The sequence below is a fragment of the Enterobacter sp. 4974935 genome (genome assembly GCF_058661735.1).
Window position 1 is genome coordinate 2,432,985 of record NZ_JBZWGT010000003.1, and the last position, 17,379, is coordinate 2,450,363.

The 17,379-nt window shown below is 53.5% G+C and carries 17 protein-coding genes; 6 read left to right on the plus strand and 11 right to left on the minus strand.

Features of this window, described 5'->3' with window-relative positions; genetic code table 11:
- Nucleotides 1-81 precede the first annotated feature (81 nt).
- Nucleotides 82-810, minus strand: coding sequence for a MerR family transcriptional regulator (locus tag AC4OVS_RS12845; RefSeq protein WP_038415914.1), 729 nt, complete (start codon nucleotides 808-810; stop codon nucleotides 82-84).
- A gap of 188 nt (nucleotides 811-998) precedes the next feature.
- The gene (locus AC4OVS_RS12850; protein ID WP_022647870.1) at nucleotides 999-2,219 is read right to left on the minus strand and encodes a diguanylate phosphodiesterase; all 1,221 of its coding nucleotides are present in this window, start codon (nucleotides 2,217-2,219) and stop codon (nucleotides 999-1,001) included.
- A gap of 339 nt (nucleotides 2,220-2,558) precedes the next feature.
- On the opposite strand from AC4OVS_RS12850, the gene ycgZ reads away from it, so the two are divergent.
- The 4 genes from ycgZ to fdhF all read left to right on the plus strand — a co-directional run bounded on the left by ycgZ (nucleotide 2,559) and on the right by fdhF (nucleotide 5,775).
- The gene (gene ycgZ / locus AC4OVS_RS12855) at nucleotides 2,559-2,798 is read left to right on the plus strand and encodes a regulatory protein YcgZ (protein ID WP_022647869.1); all 240 of its coding nucleotides are present in this window, start codon (nucleotides 2,559-2,561) and stop codon (nucleotides 2,796-2,798) included.
- Nucleotides 2,799-2,802: 4 nt separating this feature from the next.
- Complete coding sequence (locus AC4OVS_RS12860; RefSeq protein WP_045309075.1) at nucleotides 2,803-3,123, plus strand: hypothetical protein; 321 nt, start codon at nucleotides 2,803-2,805, stop codon at nucleotides 3,121-3,123.
- 29 nt (nucleotides 3,124-3,152) lie between these two features.
- Complete coding sequence (locus tag AC4OVS_RS12865) at nucleotides 3,153-3,431, plus strand: biofilm/acid-resistance regulator YmgB/AriR (RefSeq protein ID WP_022647868.1); 279 nt, start codon at nucleotides 3,153-3,155, stop codon at nucleotides 3,429-3,431.
- Nucleotides 3,432-3,624: 193 nt separating this feature from the next.
- Nucleotides 3,625-5,775: a formate dehydrogenase subunit alpha gene (gene fdhF, locus AC4OVS_RS12870; RefSeq protein WP_032624379.1), complete on the plus strand. Its 2,151-nt coding sequence runs from the start codon at nucleotides 3,625-3,627 to the stop codon at nucleotides 5,773-5,775.
- A 52-nt stretch (nucleotides 5,776-5,827) separates the two neighbouring features.
- Here the strand turns inward: fdhF and AC4OVS_RS12875 are convergent, their stop codons facing one another.
- Genes AC4OVS_RS12875 through AC4OVS_RS12900 form a run of 6 tightly spaced genes read right to left on the minus strand, consistent with a single transcriptional unit; the run spans nucleotide 5,828 to nucleotide 11,832 of the window.
- Nucleotides 5,828-6,481 (minus strand): helix-turn-helix transcriptional regulator, encoded by a 654-nt coding sequence (locus tag AC4OVS_RS12875; RefSeq protein WP_022647866.1) that lies wholly within the window; start codon nucleotides 6,479-6,481, stop codon nucleotides 5,828-5,830.
- A gap of 41 nt (nucleotides 6,482-6,522) precedes the next feature.
- On the minus strand, nucleotides 6,523-7,035 hold the full coding sequence (locus AC4OVS_RS12880; RefSeq protein ID WP_022647865.1) for a fimbrial protein: 513 nt from the start codon (nucleotides 7,033-7,035) through the stop codon (nucleotides 6,523-6,525).
- A gap of 11 nt (nucleotides 7,036-7,046) precedes the next feature.
- The gene (locus tag AC4OVS_RS12885) at nucleotides 7,047-7,994 is read right to left on the minus strand and encodes a fimbrial protein (RefSeq protein WP_023299925.1); all 948 of its coding nucleotides are present in this window, start codon (nucleotides 7,992-7,994) and stop codon (nucleotides 7,047-7,049) included.
- 1 nt (nucleotide 7,995) lies between these two features.
- Entirely contained in the window at nucleotides 7,996-10,539 is a 2,544-nt protein-coding gene (locus AC4OVS_RS12890) for a fimbria/pilus outer membrane usher protein (RefSeq protein ID WP_491922477.1), read from the minus strand.
- A 27-nt stretch (nucleotides 10,540-10,566) separates the two neighbouring features.
- Nucleotides 10,567-11,244 carry a fimbrial biogenesis chaperone gene (locus tag AC4OVS_RS12895; RefSeq protein ID WP_491922478.1) on the minus strand — a complete coding sequence of 226 codons (678 nt, stop codon included), beginning with the start codon at nucleotides 11,242-11,244 and terminating at the stop codon, nucleotides 10,567-10,569.
- Between the two features lie 57 nt (nucleotides 11,245-11,301).
- Nucleotides 11,302-11,832, minus strand: a complete 531-nt coding sequence (locus AC4OVS_RS12900) for a fimbrial protein (protein WP_022647861.1) — start codon at nucleotides 11,830-11,832, stop codon at nucleotides 11,302-11,304.
- 354 nt (nucleotides 11,833-12,186) lie between these two features.
- Here AC4OVS_RS12900 and AC4OVS_RS12905 point away from each other — a divergent pair, with 354 nt between their 5' ends.
- Both AC4OVS_RS12905 and AC4OVS_RS12910 read left to right on the plus strand, forming a co-directional pair.
- Nucleotides 12,187-12,846 (plus strand): winged helix-turn-helix transcriptional regulator, encoded by a 660-nt coding sequence (locus AC4OVS_RS12905; protein WP_022647860.1) that lies wholly within the window; start codon nucleotides 12,187-12,189, stop codon nucleotides 12,844-12,846.
- Between the two features lie 77 nt (nucleotides 12,847-12,923).
- Nucleotides 12,924-13,553, plus strand: coding sequence for a helix-turn-helix domain-containing protein (locus AC4OVS_RS12910; RefSeq protein ID WP_023299922.1), 630 nt, complete (start codon nucleotides 12,924-12,926; stop codon nucleotides 13,551-13,553).
- A 46-nt stretch (nucleotides 13,554-13,599) separates the two neighbouring features.
- Here AC4OVS_RS12910 and AC4OVS_RS12915 read toward each other — a convergent pair whose 3' ends face one another.
- From AC4OVS_RS12915 to ydiJ, 3 genes are all read right to left on the minus strand, one after another.
- On the minus strand, nucleotides 13,600-13,794 hold the full coding sequence (locus AC4OVS_RS12915) for a YdiH family protein (protein ID WP_003857766.1): 195 nt from the start codon (nucleotides 13,792-13,794) through the stop codon (nucleotides 13,600-13,602).
- Between the two features lie 85 nt (nucleotides 13,795-13,879).
- The gene (gene menI / locus AC4OVS_RS12920) at nucleotides 13,880-14,290 is read right to left on the minus strand and encodes a 1,4-dihydroxy-2-naphthoyl-CoA hydrolase (RefSeq protein ID WP_023305978.1); all 411 of its coding nucleotides are present in this window, start codon (nucleotides 14,288-14,290) and stop codon (nucleotides 13,880-13,882) included.
- On the minus strand, nucleotides 14,287-17,343 hold the full coding sequence (gene ydiJ, locus AC4OVS_RS12925; RefSeq protein WP_491922479.1) for a D-2-hydroxyglutarate dehydrogenase YdiJ: 3,057 nt from the start codon (nucleotides 17,341-17,343) through the stop codon (nucleotides 14,287-14,289). Before ydiJ ends, menI begins: the two co-directional genes overlap by 4 nt.
- Nucleotides 17,344-17,379: the final 36 nt, after the last annotated feature.

Below are 17,379 nucleotides of genomic sequence, written 5' to 3' on the forward strand. Positions count from 1 at the left end.
ATGCATCTTCGCGGATACCCCTGTCGTATCGCCAGAAAGCAAAAATCCCGCGCTGGCGGTTTACCGTTGGCCCCCTTAACATCAGTGATGGAACGAGACGGCGAAACCCTGTTCACGCCAGTGGTCGAGCTGCTCCTGTTGACGAGGCGTAGGCGCTTTACCGGTCCAGACGAAAATTTTTTGCCCGGGAAAGAGTTCCGGACGCGGAGAATCAATCGGCTCAGCCAGCACGTCAATATGCCAGCCCTTATAGGCAAGACGGGCAGCTTCCAGCCATAAATGCGTACGGTCGTCGCACTCCCACCCAATCAGCAGCGCATCCTTACCTGCTTTTTTTCGCGACTCACCCAGGCTTGTAACGGCAAACTCAATCAGGACACCGTCGAGCAGGCTCGCCATGTGACGCACCGTATTCTGGTCCTGGTTCATTCGCTGACGCACAGGGGTGATGATGTTATCTATCAGAACATCCATCGCATGGTCGCGGCGGAACTCGCCGATTTTGGCGCGCAGTTTTGCCGGGCTGGCATAGCGCAGAACGGTTAACATCTCTTCCTGAAACGATGCCCAGTTCCCCTGAGTCATCACTTCTGTATTTTCAAGAAGCGCTTTTACTTTACCGACCGAAACACCCGTTTTCATCAGGCGTTTGATCTCTTCGATACGCAGGATATCTTCATCGTCAAACTGACGATGGCCCCCTTCGCTTCGCTGCGGCTTCAACAATCCATAACGGCGCTGCCAGGCACGCAACGTAACGGGGTTGATACCGCATCGTTCGGCCACTTCGCCGATACTGTAATAGGCCATTAACTCCCTCACGCACAATACTTCCATACCTAACCAAACCAACCTTATCAGATTGTACAAATCATTTGTATAACTAACTCCTCGTTCTGAGACAAGTGAATGGCTCAAAGAACCACTCACTCGTTAATATATTGTTGTATAAATTTAGCCGTACGTACAGGTCACTTTTAAGAGTTACGTACAGGTTTTTATAAATCGTACTTTTTCTCGGGCCAGGCAATCGCCGGAATGCCCCCCAGACGCGGGCTGGCGAAAAGGTGACCCTGGAACTGAGAAATCCCGGCAGATTCCAGCCACATCCACTCTTCAGCCAGCTCTACGCCTACCGCACAGAAAAGAATTTCCAGGGAGGCGCAGCATTTAATGATTGACTGAATGATTGCCTGACGCGGGCCGCTCTTGTGCACGTTAGCAATCAAATCACGGTTGATCTTGATTCTGTCCGGCTGGAACTGAGCCAGCAGTTGCAGACCGGCGAATCCCGCGCCAAAGTGATCGATGGCCACGCTGATCCCGGCGCTTTTAAGCTGTCTGACCGCGCTGGTGAACTCTTCAAAGCGCGAGATGGCCTCGCTCTCGGTGAACTCGACTACAATTTGCTCCGGCACAAAACCGTTCGCCTCAATTGCCGTCAGTAAAAAATCGACGGCGCCAGGAACATTGACCAGCGTCATCGGCAGCAGATTAATGGACAACGTTTGAGTCTGTAGGCCCAGCGCGCTGGCCATCGACAAAGCCACCTGTTTACTCTTCAGATCCGATTCGTACAGCGCCTCACGCGACAGGTTGGCAAAATAGCTTTCCGGAGACTCACCGGACGGCGTGCGGATCAGGGCTTCCCAGGAAACAACCTGCTGCATAAACGGATCGACGATAGGTTGAAACGCGAAACTACAGTCCGCGCCCTTTGCCACTACCGTCGGCTGGGAGGATAACGGCGTGTTTTCGATGACAAACTCCCAGGCGTCAGCAGGAGGCAGCTCAAAGTAGTTGGCTTTTTCAGTGGCCTCAACGAAGGTGCGGAAAAATTGCAGGGCGCGATCGTTATAGGTTAGCTGATAGCGGCTTGTGCCTTTATCAAGAACCTGTTGCAGCACTTCGTTGGTGTCGTACTGACGAAGGTCAAAGAGCTCCATACCCACGTTGCCAAAACGTCTTGAAGGCCCGTGATCGCTCAACAATTCGACCACGTTGTGATGCCGTGGGTCACGGCAGATGAGCTCATAGATCTCCTTAACGTTATCAGCGGGCCCTTCAAGTAACTGAAAAAAGTGTGTGCCGTTAAACAGCAAAATCCCCGTCACATCGAACTGGCGATTTCTACAATTTGCAGCAGCGACCATGTCTTCCAGCGCTTTCACTGGAACGTCCTCGCAGATATGACTGCGGTAAATGATGGTTGTGAGCATGCTAATCCTGAAGATTGAGGGGGTGACCACGAAAACACGTGGGGAGAACTCTGTTATAGCACATTAATTTCCCAACAAATAATTTACATCTCAACAATTTACACGGCTTCTTTGCGCCTTTCCCAAGCTTGTACAATTCTGCGACGCCGCTTTGGATTGTACAATATATTTTGTGAATCACGCAGTAAAGTGTGCACATATAACACTATGATAAATAAAGACTTTATAAAATATATAATAAAATATTTAAAAAATTGTACATTTTAAATGTACAGATTTGAAAATTATGTATACCTTAAATGTAACGTTACTGATTACAGAATTTTACAGGAGCGAAACATGCAGCAGAACGGATACGTCGCAGACTCAGCAACAGCGATTGCGCAGTACTTCGAAAAAGCCGCGCTTCCAACCCAACAGGAAACATTGGGTCAGGTTGTTGTTGAAATCCTTAGCGATGGGCGGAATCTGAATCGCAAATCGCTCTGCACAAAACTGTTGAGTCGCCTTGAAAGGGCCAATGGTCCGGAAGAGGAACATCATTATCACCTGCTTCTTGGTCTGCTCTTCGAACGTTAATGTTATGAATAGCAGTGATGCGGACAGACTGATCGACCAGCTCATTGGAGAAGCCGCTCTTTCACTTTTGAAGGAGCGCGGTCCCGTGACGACCGAGGGATTGGTTCAGCGTCTGCGTAACATGCAAGCCTGTGAGACGGATCCCCAGCGGCGGGAGACATTAGCGAGGGTGATAGCTGAAATCAGCTCAGGCACGGTCGCTTTTAAAGGTCGCAGAACCGCACAAGGACGAATACAGAGAGAGGGATCTCTCAAAAATAATCGAGACAATGTAGTGCCGTTATTTGGAAATGGAAAACCGTCCGATCCCAAAAAGATGCATTGACTACAACTTTACAGCAACGGTGAGAACAAATGAGACAAAATATTCAGCTTCAACCCGAATACCACTCCGCCTTTTTAGATAGCGCGTTGTCGGAGTATTTCCGTCACGCAGGCGATCGCTTTGCTGAAGAGTCTGCCATTTTTTCGACTGCGGTTCGTTGTGTTCTCGCTTCTGAAGGTCATCTGACCAACAAAGCGATCATTCTCTGGCTGATCCAGACGCTGGAAACCACCGACGATGTCGTTAAGGCGGATGTGATCCGCAAGACGCTGGAAATTGTTGTCGGTTATACCATGGACGATCTTTAACGCCTCTCCCTTCCCATCCCTACGGATAGCGTGTCATCGTCAATTCTGACGAACAGACTGACGATGACACACCCTCTCTTCCCTGACGCCCTGTTAATCAAGCACGCTGAATGTGGCATGGATCCTGCTTAGTCCGCTAAGGGACTGGGCTTTCCAGTAAACATTGCTTCATTTCTTAACAGGTCTGTTATTGATGAAAAAAATCGCCAGCGTCTGCCCTTACTGCGGTGCAGGCTGCAAACTAAACCTCGTCGTGAAAAATAACCGGATTATCCGTGCCGAAGCCGCTGATGGCGTAACCAATCAGGGCACGCTTTGCCTGAAAGGATTCTACGGCTGGGACTTTCTTAACGACACACGGCTGCTTACCCCCCGTCTGACGCAGCCCATGATCCGCTACAGCAAAGGCGAGTCCTTTACCCCTGTTACCTGGGAAGAGGCCATTCGCTATACTGCTCACAGGCTTAAAAGCATCAAAGATCAGTACGGCCCTCGATCCATTATGACCACGGGGTCCTCGCGGGGAACGGGCAATGAGACCAACTATGTGATGCAAAAATTTGCCCGTGCGGTGCTGAACACTAACAACGTCGACTGCTGCGCCCGCGTCTGTCACGGTCCGTCCGTTGCCGGTTTACAGGAGACCCTCGGCAACGGTGCCATGAGCAATTCCATTAACGATATTGAAAACTCAAAATGCCTGCTGGTGTTCGGCTATAACTGCGCCGACTCTCACCCCATCGTCGCCCGACGCGTGCTTAAAGCACGTGAAAATGGCGCAAAAATCATCGTCTGCGATCCGCGTCATATTGAAACGGCACGCATTGCCGATCTTCATCTTCAGTTGAAAAACGGCAGTAACATGGCGCTGGTCAATGCCTTTGGCTATGTCCTGCTTGAAGAGGAACTGTACGACAAAAACTACGTTGCCCGCTTCACAGAAGGGCTTGAGGCTTACCGACTGACGGTAAAAGATTACGCACCCGAGCAGGTTGAACATCTGACGGGCATTCCCGCGCGGGATGTTCGTCAGGCAATGCGCATGTTCGCGGCGGCGCCTTCAGCAACGGTAATGTGGGGAATGGGCGTTACGCAGTTTGGTCAGGCGGTTGATGTGGTGAAAGGTCTCTCCAGCCTGGCGCTGCTCACCGGCAACCTGGGCCGCCCTGCCGTCGGCGTAGGTCCGGTTCGCGGGCAAAATAACGTTCAGGGTGCCTGCGATATGGGCGTTTTGCCCAATATGTTCCCCGGCTACCAGGATGTCACTGACCCGGCAGTCAGACTGAAATTTGCCGATGCGTGGAAAATCAATGTCAGCCGGATGGACGATCGTGTCGGGACGCGTATCACCGAAGTGCCGCATCTCGCGCTGGAAGGTAAGATCAAAGCCTATTACATCATGGGGGAAGATCCGCTTCAGACAGAAGCCGATCTGGGCCTGGTCCGCCGCGGCTTTGAGTCCCTCGATTTTGTGGTGGTTCAGGACATCTTTATGACCAAAACGGCAGAGGTGGCTGACGTACTGCTCCCTGCCACGTCATGGGGAGAACATGCTGGCGTGTTCACCTGTGCCGATCGCGGCTTCCAGCGTTTTGGCAAGGCCATTGAGGCCAGCGGCAACGTCAAGCGCGACTGGGAGATCATCAGCCTGCTGGCCACGGAGATGGGCTATCCCATGCATTACGAGAATAACCAGCAGATCTGGGACGAAATGCGCGAGCTGTGCCCCCTCTTCTACGGCGTGACCTACGAAAAAATGGGCGAGATGGGCCATGTCCAGTGGCCCTGCCCAACCCTTGATCATCCCGGCACACCCTATCTGTACAGGGATAATCAGTTCGACACCCCCACTGGCAAAGGCCAGCTGTTTGCTGCCCCCTGGCGCGCTCCGGCCGAGACACCGGATACGGAATACCCGCTGGTACTTTGCACGGTGCGCGAAGTCGGTCACTACTCCTGTCGGTCAATGACCGGGAACTGCGCGGCGCTGCAAAGCCTGGCCGACGAGCCGGGCCGGGTGCAAATGAACCCGGCCGACGCTGATGAGCGTGGGATCGCCGACGGCCAATTGGTCTGGGTACGTTCACGCCGGGGTAAAGTGATCACGCGCGCCAGCATCAGCGAGCGCATCAATGCGGGAGCAATCTATATGACCTACCAGTGGTGGATTGGCGCCTGTAATGAGCTGACGCAGGATAATCTAGACCCGATCTCCAGAACGCCTGAAACGAAATATTGCGCCGTGCAGATGGAGGCGATCGAGGACCAGCGCTGGGCGGAGGATTTTGCGGCTTCTGCATACCAGACCATGAAGACGCGGTTGATCGCTGCGGTTAACGTTTAAATGCATTGCCGGGTGGTGGCTATCACTGCCCGGCCAGCTATCCGCTGGCGTTTTACGCTATCTGTTCTGCATAATTATTTTCAAGGTAATCGCGAAGCAGGTTCGGACGGCTCTTTTTCTCCATCAGCCTTCTCAACAGTACGATCAGCTCGTAATCGCTTCGCAGATTAAATTTTTGCATCAGCATATATTTATGGGTAAAGACCGTTTTCTGACTCATCTCCAGCGCCTGAGCGGTCTGCACTACCGACAGCCCTCGGTAAAAATTGACCAGAATACGAATTTGTTGCCGGGATAACCCTTTATGCTGGCAGTCGAAGCAGTTATGTTTAGTCCATGTGTAACCCGGTAATTGCGTCCTGAACCACGCGATAAACAGTACGCCACTGATACGATCAAGCGATGCACGGCGAGGGAGAAAAATAATGTCCTGAAAGCAGGAGGGCAACGCCGAAAAGCGCAGTTCATCGTCGACAAACCCTAGCACAATCCCTTTTTGCCGGGCGAGTAACTCGGGAAAACAGGTCAGTGTTTCACCCTGGCATAATGACAGGACAATAATATCGGCCTGACTGACGTTTTCATGGGTCAGCGCCAGGTTAAATGTAATGGCACGATGAAAGTTATGTTTAAAAAAATCCTCGAAAAATTCATGTAGCCCAGCCTGAAAAAATAGATCGGTTTCCTGAATCAGAATATTTAACATAGCTCATACCAACGTCTTTAAAAAAGGCATATCACCGGCGCTCAGTTGTACTGCATCGTCATCACCACAACTGCACTGATGCTTCCCGGCGTGACGCCACCCGTCACGGATTTAACCGAGGCCTGCATAGCCATTGTCGCGGTTCTGTCGGCACCAATAGTTTGAGTCATGCCAGAGCCTGTTCCTTTAAGCGTACCCGTTTGGGCATCGCGCATGGCTATCGCCACGTGCGTGGCCGAACCGCTGTTCATAAAATAGTCCGCGCCCGCCGCGGGATCGGGGCTGCCGGTAAAAGAGACGGTCACACTCTGCGTTCCCGTTGGGCACTGGGTGAACAGCAGACTAAATGGCACCGGATCCGATGTTGAGCCCGGCGTCGCCATATTGGTTGCCTGAATATTGCCCAGATTGACATCGAGGCTGTTACTCCCGCCATTAAATATGCACGGCGACGCAACGATATTTCCCGTCACACCGATGTTGACGCTATCAGCGGTGAAAGCCTTCCCGCTGAGTAAAGCCAGTAACAGCAGTGTCCCGTATATTATTTTCATCTTCGTACCTGCTACTGATAGGTCAAATTAAGGGTGGCGGAGGCATTTGCTGAACCTGACTCCACGCGGTTCAACGTCTGGTAATATCGGGCCGTTAACGGCAATGTCTCTTGCCCGCCGGCAGACTGCCGCAAGAATAGTCGGCTGTTCATCACCAGCGGCACACCGTTATAGATAAGCTGCACCCCAACCCCTTTTGCGGTGCCGGCATTCCCCTGCCCGGTTAAGGCCATCACGCTGGTATTGGCGCTGTCCGGATTCTGTATTCCACTGAGCGAGACCGTAATATTGGTTCCGGCGGCGCAGGTTAAGCCCAGGTTTTGCGTGTTCTGTGCTCCCGCTGGCGTGGTGCCCACCACGTTGCCGAACGCCGAGGCGGGGATATCCCCGATCGGAAACGTCAGCTGTGACGTATTCACCGTGCACGCCATGGCATTAATGGTTCCGGCGGTGAGCTGCGTGGTCAGGCCGTCACGATAGATGCCGTCGCTCCCCTGAAGCGTCACGACGCCGATCGCCCCCGGGGTTAACGCCCCCGATGAGACCGGGCCAGTCACCACCAGCTCAATCCTCCCGCCATACCAGTCGACATAGGAGGTCTGCGCATTGTACGAGAACGTATTGCTCGGGTTTTCAAAATAGGCGTTGGAGGAAAAGCGTATGCCTATCCCGCTGACGTTAGTGTTGTAAACATGATTGCCGTAGCTGCTCAACGTGGCGCTGTTGTAGCGCATGCTGAATCCCAGCATCAGCGGATTAGCACATCCAGTAAGATAGGAACCGGTGGCTGTCGCCGCGCCGGAAAAGACCACCGTGCCGACAGGCGCATCACGCTGCACGTTAATCGTCCCCACGGACAGGGTTGACAGCTGCGGCGTGATGGTGGTGCACGTACCGGCACGGGCGAGGTTTCCCGCCGCGAGCAAACAGAGAAGCAAAATCACGATAAGCCATTTCATGTTAACGTTCCTGACGGCAGGAGGCGCGCATGTCAGCGATCCCACCGAATGTTGAGTGTGTCGGCAGGCTGAAATCAGCGCGGCATTGCTGGCTGGGCTGACTCCCCCATGTTGCGACTAACGTCCCCTCCTCGCGCATACCGGTTAAATAAACCTGGCCGCGATCGCCCACAATAAAACTGCTGCTCTCATCACCGACAAGGGTGACCACCGCCCCAAACGGAACGGCGCGTTCGTTGTCGGTCAAGGTCATCAGCACCCGGCGACCTGACTTCGGCAAATAATCGGCTCTCACCACCGCTCCCCGCGTCGGCGTCACCGTGCGGGTGTTGATCTCCAGTTCGACATCCTCCGGCATATTTTCCGGATCGAGAGTGAGATCGTTTTTTCGGTAGACCGAAAGGTTGCTCACGACCGTATAACCGCGAACATCTGTCCGTACACCGGGCTGATTGCGGATATCCACGCCGTGGGCGCCAGGCGCTTTAATTAAGGCGTTGGTCTCCCCCAGCGGCTGAGAAAGCGTGATGCCATCAGCATGGGCGAGAATGCCGCCTTGTAGCCCGTAATTCAGGCGTTCACTGTTTTTGTCATAACCATACCCCGCCGTGGCTTCGCCATAGGTGCCTCTGTAGTCCGCGTTAACGCTGCCGGTATAGCCCATGCCCTCTGTGCCGTATCCCTGCTGCACGTTCCAGTTCAGGGCTCGGTTTTTGAGAGCCACCCCGTTCAGACCGATGCTGTGTGTCATCCCGTTATTCCTGCTGGCGTTCATGCCATAGTTCGCCCATGTCTGCGGCAAAAATTTATCCAGCGGAATGCTGATGTTGAACGCCAGAAGCTGGTCGTGATCAGCGTTTTTTTGGTTGTCGCGGGTTTCTGACGCTGAGCGGACATTTTTGCTGTAGGTCCATGTCAGGCCATAGCTGATGTTGTGCCAGTAGTTGCTATAGCCGACGCTCCACGAAGCCATCGACTTACCGTCATTCCAGTAATCTTCCTGCGCCGCACTGAGGGTAAGCGCGCCCAGGTTGTCCCCCAGCGTCTGGCTCATTGTCAGCTCGGCACGGTTACGTCGCCTGTCCTGAAGCGCGCTGCTGTCGCCGTACGAATCGAGGACCTCCTGCATCCCGTAATAGCCGCGGGTCGAGTAGCGATACCCGGCAATCGAAAAGTTCGTCCCGGAATTAATAAAATTCTTGCTGTATCGGGCCCGCCACGACTGACCGCTTGTTTTCGCGGCATGCTCCGGCGTTGACCAGCCCTGGGTGAGGTCTGCGGATATCGCCCCGAAATCGCCCATGTTCTTGCCCACCCCCAGAGCCGCCGACTGGTACTTATCTGCCCGCTGAACGCCGCCATAGAGCGTGAGGCCGTAAGGGAGGCCGTAGATTCCGGTCAGTTGCCCGAAGGGGGTTTTCTCCACGCTACGGTTATACGATCGATACTGCCCGGCGGTAAGGGCATATTTCAGGCGCCCCTCCCGTTGCAGGACCGGCAGCGAAGCGTACGGCAGGGTGAAATGTTGCTCACTGCCATCGGCTTCGACGATCGTGACTTCAAGATCGCCCGCGCCGCCGGTGGGATACATATCCGCGATCTCAAACGCGCCCGGCGCCACATAGCTTTGGTAGATTTGATAGCCATTCTGACGCACCACGACCTGCGCGTTAGTTCGCGCAATACCGCGCACCACCGGCGCATAGCCTTTCAGGGAATCCGGTAGCATGTCGTCGTCGGACGCCAGCTGGACGCCGCGAAAAGGCATGCTGTCAAAGACATCGGCAGGGGCGGAACTGTCTCCGAGCGTAAGCTGGGCTTGCAGGGGAATAATCGCGCGCTGCATCAAGGTATAGACATTGTCCCACTTATCCTGGCCGGACGCATCGCGGGACCAGGTGGTGTAGTTGCGTAACTGCCAGGGACCGACGTTGATCCCCGGTCGCAGGTTTGCATACTGACTGTCGCTGCGGGTGCCTGCCCCGCTTCTTGCCCGGCTGTTCGCGCCGCTCAGGCTGTAGTTGAGCATGGCCGCGGTAATGCCTTCATCCCACATCTCCGGTGGAACGTAACCTCTCGCTGGCAGATCTATGGCCGCCTGTGGGATGCTGATTGCCAGACGCTGGGCGCCAAACTGGAAGTCCGCGCTGGCCTGTGGAATCGCCTTGAGATCGGCGCATTCTCCTTGCCCGGCGTCGAGCTGCGGGAAAAGCGCCGTTTTCACGCCCCACGCTTTTAACTGCCTGATACTCAGGCACGGCTGCAACGTTTCACTGCCGTTAGCATCCTTCACTGCCATGAAACGAATATCCCGCGTTTCCAGCAGCCGCTCGTCAAGAATAATATCCACGTGGTACGTCCCGGGCGCCTGCGAGCCGGATTCAAAGGCAGATAAATCCGCTTTTCCCATTCCGGGATTATCCAGTTCTACCAGTTCCGTATTAAACGTCTCACTGGCCCACAGTGTGGGAGAGAAACCCGCAAGCGCGAGGGCAATGAATATTGCCAGGCGCGCAGGCTGCACTGTATTAAATGCCGTTGTCATGACGAGCACCCGATTAATGCAAAGGGATCACAAACTGGCCCGGTGTAATTCGCCAGGATTGCCATAATCGTTAATGACTTTAAACGTCAGCGTATTGCCATTGGTCCCATTCGGTAACGGGAAACGAACTGAGCCTGAAGGCATTACGTACGTGACATCATCAAGTTTTTTACCCCCGACCGTTATTTCATTGAAATTGATAACGTACGGCGCTGGGTTATTTACCTGCAGAGCATTTCCCGCACGATGCCAGGTTAATTTGTTGGTTTGTTCCTCAGGGGTAGACGCACGAAGGCTCTCTGGCCGATAAATAAGTTTAATGCGCGTTTTGACGGCAATTTGCAGCGAGTTCATCTGCTTTGAAGCTGATGGAATAGCTTTAATGTTCAGCCAGAATAAACTCTCCTGCCCCTGAGGCAGCGAGCCTGTCATGACAATACGCTCAAGGTTTTTTTGCCCGCCATCCAGCCGATACAGCGGAGGCGTAATAATAAAAGGCGCTTTACCGGATTGCCCATCCTGAACATCAATCCACGACTGGATTAAATAAGGAACGTCATCAGGATTGGTGATACTTATTGACGCTTCTTTTTTTGCCCCATCGAAAATAATGCGGGTGCCGCCAATAACTACTCCAGCACTGGCGGATGTTAACGTCAGCGATAACAGCGCCATCGCCAGGCCAGTTGTCGTTATAAAACGCATTTCAATACCTCATAAAACAAGGGGCCGGGAAGCCCCCTGCTAATTACTGCCAATGACTTAGTTGTAAACCACTGAGAAGTTCGCGACCGAGTTAGCCGGGCCCGCGGTCACGGACGCTGCGGTGGAGATATACTGCGCGTAGAAGTTCAGTGTATTATCAGCCGTACTGCTGAGCGCGTAGGTATAGCTGTTGCTGCCGTACAGCGGCAGATCGGCTTTATCTGCAGTCATCAGGTTAATCGCTACCCCTGTGGCCGCCCCCGCCACGGACGTATCAATCGCCAGCAGGCTGGCGTTGGTTAAATCCGGCGTACCGTCAAAACGGACTTTTGCATTAGTGACCGTCACAGGACAGTTTTTCAAAATAATATTAAACTGCGTCGCAGCCGTTCTGGCTCCCGCCGTCGGGAATTCCGTTTTATAATAATCGCCCAATACCACCACCTGGTTCTGAGATGCCACATCTACGTCGCAGGCAGAATCCAGAATATTTCCGTTAAAATTAACGGTACCTGCCGCTGCAAATGCATTGGTCATGGTGAGTACAGAACCTGCCGCTAACATTGCCATCATCAATTTTTTATTCATAATTCTCTTTCCTGTATTACTTTATTTATTACCGATATTCAGTTGCAGAAATAAAACCCCTTTCGACGAATCAAAATTTATACAACTCTTTTTCTACGCACAATCGATTTTAGGGTCTAGCTGTAGACTCTCTTTTAACAAAAACAAAACAAATTACTTTGGAAATATCTTAACAATAAAGTCCCCGGTCTACTTTTAGACCTAAGTCAAAAATGTTTCAAATTCAACTAATTAACACTCATTAATAGGCAAGTCTATAATTAGACTCGACGAAAATATTCCCTGACCAACTGTTTTTTAAGATAATTCTTTATGTCGATCAAAAAATGATCGCATCAGTGTATGAGGCCTCTTATGAACACCCGTATTGCGCCCGTTTCAGGCAATGAAATAACAACAGTGCTTGGCGCTAAGCCTCTTAAGCACATTGAAAAAATAATCGATAATGTTTTGCCGCATACGGAAAGATGCATCATGGCTAAAGGTGAAGTCATCCATTATTATTCCGGTGATATCCGCCAGTGCTTTTTACTGTTACATGGCAGCGTGGCATTGCATCGTCGAGGTGACGGTATCGTCTTAAATTCCGAATCCGCACCTTTTATACTCGGCGTGAGCAGCCAGTTTTCTTCTGAGCACCTCTACGTCAGAGCGCTGGAAACTTCAGAGGTGGCTAGCGTTACGCTGGAGCGTTTTAATCACGTAGTCGCACAACAGAATTTATGGGAGTCCTTCTCGAACCTGCTGATCTATACCGCATCGCGCGTTTACGAACATTGTGCCCAGATATCGCAGATGTCGGCTTACGACATTATCCGCTTTCAGCTGGTAGAACTGATGCAGGAGCCGGAAGCCATAAGACAAAGCATTACCGCCGCAGCCTATATCAAAAGCCGCACCTATCTTTCACGCAGCGGCATTATGCGGATCCTGGCGGAGTTGCGGACGGGGAAATACATCACTATGGAGCGCGGCGTGCTAATCGAGATCCATCACTTACCCCGCAAGTACTGAGGCTGTTTTTATCTCTGGAGAAGGTGGAAAATAAGAGCGACACTATAGAAAGTACAGTCTCTTTCCAGGTTAACGCTATGTCTTCTGACAAACCATCGCATCGCGGCTCTCCCTATGCCCAGGAACTGATTTCCCACTTACAGCCGCACTGCGCCACGTATAAAACCGATCCCGGTGAGCAACTTGATCTCCAGGTTAACGGGCAGAGTATGTGTTATTTAATTCTCGAGGGCACAATCGCGATATACAGAAGAAGCGACGACATGATGCTTACCACCGCGCGCAGTCCCGCCCTGTTTGGCCTCGCTAACCTGACGGACATATATTTTAACGATTATCTCAAAACGGTGACGCCATGCCTGATCGGCGTGCTAGCAACCGATCGGGTGGCAGAAGTTATCAAAGAGAAGGCGTTATGGGGGCTGCTTTCTAATCATCTGATGTTTGTCTATAACCGCCTTTATCACAACGTCATGCCGAAAGGTGCGCCAACGGCTTACGAGATGATTCGTCAGCAGCTCATGATGCTGATGCAGGAAGATGACAACTACCGACGCAGCGTGACGGCGGAAAGGTACATCCGGGATAAAACCCGGCTTTCCCGCAGCGGCGTAATGCGGATACTGGCTGACCTGAAAACGGGCGGGTTCATCGAAATGGAAGAAGGCCGGCTCATTAAAATTAACAAGCTGCCTGCCAAATACTGATTTTCAGACACAAAAAAGGCCGCGCGGGCGGCCTTTTCTTCACTGCTCAATGGACGTGAACGCCCAACCGCCAGGCAAAGTAGATCTCTTCTTTCAGCTCGTTTGAAGAGAGCGCCAGCAAATCCGTAAATTCCAGCTCAAGTTGTTTCAGCTTTTTCAGGTACTGCGCCGGAGACAGATTGCTTTTATCGCGACGTAAATATTCAATTGCCAGCTGTGTTGGGGTTATTTCAGTATCCATGATGTCCTCGCTTATGTTCAAAACGTGACCAGTATATCACAATCAGGCGGCTAATTTTTGACCAAAAGCAAGACATTCGGAAACTTTACACAACGGCCGTCGTCAGTCTGGATGAACAACACAGGCGATCCTGCTCGTCCAGAATATCAATCTGCCACACCTGATGACGACTTCCGGCGTGCAGTGCGCGGCAAACACCGCGCACGCGCCCGCTGCGAACGGAGCGGATGTGGTTGGCATTGACCTCCAGCCCGACCACCTTCTGCTCCCCTTCCGTACACAGGTAACCTGCGACCGACCCCAGCGTTTCGGCCAGCACGACGGACGCGCCGCCGTGCAGCAGGCCAAACGGTTGATGAGTACGACTGTCTACTGGCATCGTCGCTTCAAGTTCGTTATCGCCAATGCGCGTAAACTGGATATCCAGTAAACCGACCATGTTTTCTGCACCCATGGCATTTAAGGCCTGCAGAGTGACCGCACGTTTCCAGATCATCCGATAATCTCCAGTAAAGCCTGCAAGGGATGGCGAACGCCGTTACCTTCCACCCGTTTCACCTGGCTGCGGCAGGAGTAGCCCGTCGCCAGACAGCGGTTACGCGGCAGGCGCTGCATTGCCTGGTGCCACGACAGCTCGTAAATGCCGAGCGAGTTAGCGTGGTTTTTGACTTCATGACCGTAGGTTCCGGCCATACCGCAGCAACCCACGTTGACGCTTTCCAGCTTCGCGCCATAGCGGGCGAAGATAGAAGCCCACTGGGCAGGCGCCGTCGGCAGCGCGGTCACTTCAGTGCAGTGCCCAAACAGGTACCAGGATTCTCCGCTGACCTCCTGAGGGGCCGTTTGCTTCAGCACCGAAGGCAGCCACTCATGCACCAGTAAGACCTGAAAATCACCGCGCTTATCGCCGAGCGTCTGCTTATATTCATCCCGGTAGCAGAGCACCAGCGCCGGATCGACGCCCACCATTGGCATATCGAGCTGCGCCACGCGATTCAGGAAATCTGAAGTTTTCTGCGCGGTTTTCGCGAAGCGGGTCAGGAAACCTTTAATGTGCTGCGCCTTGCCGTTCGGCGAGAACGGCAGTACCACCGGCTGGTAGCCAATTTTCTCTGCCAGACGGACAAAATCAGCCACCACCTGCGCATCGTAATAGCTGGTAAACGGATCCTGCACCACCAGCACCACCTTCGCTTTCTGCTCAGGGCTTAATGCTTCCAGTTGTTCCAGGGTCATGTTCGCCGAGCGGTGCCCCACCAGCCGACGCTGGAGCGATGGCACCGACAGCAGCGGCAGATCCACCATGCCGATATGTTTTTCAGACAGTTTGCGCACCAGCGGCTGATTGATAAAGAAGTTAAAGGTTTTTGGCGCACGAGCCATTAGCGGCGCGTAACTCTCCACCGTTGCCACCAGATGATCGCGCATCGGGCGCAGATAACGCGTGTGGTAAAGCTGGAGGAAGCGGGAACGGAATTCCGGCACGTCAATTTTAATCGGGCACTGGGTTGAACACGCCTTGCACGCCAGGCAGCCGGACATCGCCTCTTTCACCTCATGCGAGAAATCGTATTCGCCTTTATTCGCATGCCAGCTGTTGCGGGTCCGTTCGATGAGCCCGCGCAGGCTGGCGCGTTTTTCCGGCAGCTCCTGTTCCAGCTTGAGCGGGTCAATGCCGCGATCGGCCAGCAGGCGCAGCCATTCGCGCACCAGCGTCGCACGTCCTTTTGGGGAGTGGATGCGGTTGCTGGTGATTTTCATCGACGGACACATCGGGCTTTTCACATCGAAGTTGAAGCACAGCCCGTTGCCGTTGCACTCCATCGCGCCGCGCCAGGAAGCGCGTACCGCAATCGGAATTTGTCGGTCATAGGTGCCGCGCTTGACGGCGTCTACCTGCAACATCGGCGCATCAACGCCCTCTGGCGGGCAGATTTTACCCGGGTTAAGACGGTTATTAGGATCAAAAGCGGCTTTCACCTTACGCAGCTCGGCGTAGAGTTGTTCGCCAAAAAACGCCGGGCTGTACTCGGCGCGGAATCCTTTGCCATGCTCTCCCCATAACAAACCGCCATATTTGGCCGTAAGGGCCACGACCTCGTCGGAGATCTCCTTCATCAGGATCTCCTGCTGCGGATCGCACATGTCCAGCGCCGGGCGCACGTGTAGCACACCCGCGTCAACGTGCCCGAACATGCCATAGCTCAGACCATGGCTGTCGAGCAGCGCACGAAACTCCACAATATAATCCGCCAGATGCTCCGGCGGCACGCAGGTATCTTCCGCAAATGGAATCGGCTTCGCCGCCCCTTTCGCGTTACCGAGCAGCCCCACCGCCTTTTTACGCATCGCGTAGATTCGCTCGATGCCGGAGAGGTCGTTACACAGCTGCCAGCCAATGACGCCGCCCTCACCCAGTGCAATCAACTCGTCCAGACGCTGGCAGAGCGTGCTCACCTGGCTCTCAATCAGCTCTGCGTCATCCCCGGCGAACTCGACGATGTTCAGACCGAGCATCTCTTTATCCGGCACGTCGGTAATTAGTTCGCTCACCGAATGCCAGACAATATCTTCCCGGGCCAGGTTCAGTACTTTTGAATCAACGGTTTCCACCGACAGCGCCCGCGCCTCCACCATAAACGGGGCATTACGCAGCGCGGAGTCAAAGGAGTTGTATTTGACGTTCACCAGACGGCGCACCTTCGGCAGCGGGGTGATATCCAGACGCGCTTCGGTGATAAAGGCCAGCGTACCTTCTGACCCGGTCAGTATGCGGGTAAGATCGAACTGGCTCAGATCGTCATTAAAGACATGGCGCAGATCGTAGCCCGTCAGGAAGCGATTGAGCTTCGGGAATTTGTCGAGGATCAGTTCGCGATTTTCGCGGCAGCGCTCCAGCACGGTGCGATAAATCCGTCCGCTGGTGGTGCTCTCTTTTGCCAGCGTTTCAGCCAGTTCGACCGGCAACGGCTGGGTATCGAGAATATCGCCCCCCAGCAGCACCGCCCGCACACCCATGACGTGATCGGAGGTTTTGCCGTAGACCAGCGAGCCCTGCCCTGAGGCATCGGTGTTGATCATCCCGCCAAGGGTTGCGCGGTTACTGGTGGAAAGCTCGGGCGCAAAAAAATAGCCATACGGTTTTAAAAACTGATTCAGCTGATCTTTGATTACCCCCGCTTCCACACGCACCCACCCCTCTTCCGGGTTGATCTCAATGATGCGATTCATATAGCGGGACATATCAACGATGATGCCCTGGTTCAGCGCCTGCCCATTGGTGCCCGTCCCGCCGCCGCGCGGGGTAAAGACCAGGGAGCTGAAACGCTCCTGCGACGCCAGACGGGCGATGAGGGCCACATCGGCGGTAGAGCGCGGGAAAACGACGGCATCGGGAAGAAGCTGGTAAATACTGTTATCGGTTGCCATCGTCAGCCTGTCGGCATAATCGGTGGCGGTATCACCTGTAAAACCCTGTTGCTCCAGTGCCTGCAAAAAATTAAGCACCAGTTGAACGACGCCCGGTGCCTGAGAAATCTGTGGGATCATTGCTGTCGACCCTAATGAGAATAGTGTGAAATCGTT

What these genes read in the sequence shown, in the direction of transcription:
- AC4OVS_RS12895 (WP_491922478.1), bottom strand. Translation starts at nt 11,244, where the DNA reads ATGCGTTTTATAACGACAACTGGCCTGGCGATGGCGCTGTTATCGCTG.
- ydiJ (WP_491922479.1), bottom strand. Translation starts at nt 17,343, where the DNA reads ATGATCCCACAGATTTCTCAGGCACCGGGCGTCGTTCAACTGGTGCTT.
- AC4OVS_RS12890 (WP_491922477.1), bottom strand. Translation starts at nt 10,539, where the DNA reads ATGACAACGGCATTTAATACAGTGCAGCCTGCGCGCCTGGCAATATTC.
- menI (WP_023305978.1), bottom strand. Translation starts at nt 14,290, where the DNA reads ATGATCTGGAAACGTGCGGTCACTCTGCAGGCCTTAAATGCCATGGGT.
- AC4OVS_RS12865 (WP_022647868.1), top strand. Translation starts at nt 3,153, where the DNA reads ATGAGACAAAATATTCAGCTTCAACCCGAATACCACTCCGCCTTTTTA.
- AC4OVS_RS12915 (WP_003857766.1), bottom strand. Translation starts at nt 13,794, where the DNA reads ATGGATACTGAAATAACCCCAACACAGCTGGCAATTGAATATTTACGT.
- AC4OVS_RS12860 (WP_045309075.1), top strand. Translation starts at nt 2,803, where the DNA reads ATGAATAGCAGTGATGCGGACAGACTGATCGACCAGCTCATTGGAGAA.
- AC4OVS_RS12905 (WP_022647860.1), top strand. Translation starts at nt 12,187, where the DNA reads ATGAACACCCGTATTGCGCCCGTTTCAGGCAATGAAATAACAACAGTG.
- AC4OVS_RS12885 (WP_023299925.1), bottom strand. Translation starts at nt 7,994, where the DNA reads ATGAAATGGCTTATCGTGATTTTGCTTCTCTGTTTGCTCGCGGCGGGA.
- ycgZ (WP_022647869.1), top strand. Translation starts at nt 2,559, where the DNA reads ATGCAGCAGAACGGATACGTCGCAGACTCAGCAACAGCGATTGCGCAG.
- AC4OVS_RS12850 (WP_022647870.1), bottom strand. Translation starts at nt 2,219, where the DNA reads ATGCTCACAACCATCATTTACCGCAGTCATATCTGCGAGGACGTTCCA.
- AC4OVS_RS12910 (WP_023299922.1), top strand. Translation starts at nt 12,924, where the DNA reads ATGTCTTCTGACAAACCATCGCATCGCGGCTCTCCCTATGCCCAGGAA.
- AC4OVS_RS12880 (WP_022647865.1), bottom strand. Translation starts at nt 7,035, where the DNA reads ATGAAAATAATATACGGGACACTGCTGTTACTGGCTTTACTCAGCGGG.
- AC4OVS_RS12845 (WP_038415914.1), bottom strand. Translation starts at nt 810, where the DNA reads ATGGCCTATTACAGTATCGGCGAAGTGGCCGAACGATGCGGTATCAAC.
- fdhF (WP_032624379.1), top strand. Translation starts at nt 3,625, where the DNA reads ATGAAAAAAATCGCCAGCGTCTGCCCTTACTGCGGTGCAGGCTGCAAA.
- AC4OVS_RS12875 (WP_022647866.1), bottom strand. Translation starts at nt 6,481, where the DNA reads ATGTTAAATATTCTGATTCAGGAAACCGATCTATTTTTTCAGGCTGGG.
- AC4OVS_RS12900 (WP_022647861.1), bottom strand. Translation starts at nt 11,832, where the DNA reads ATGAATAAAAAATTGATGATGGCAATGTTAGCGGCAGGTTCTGTACTC.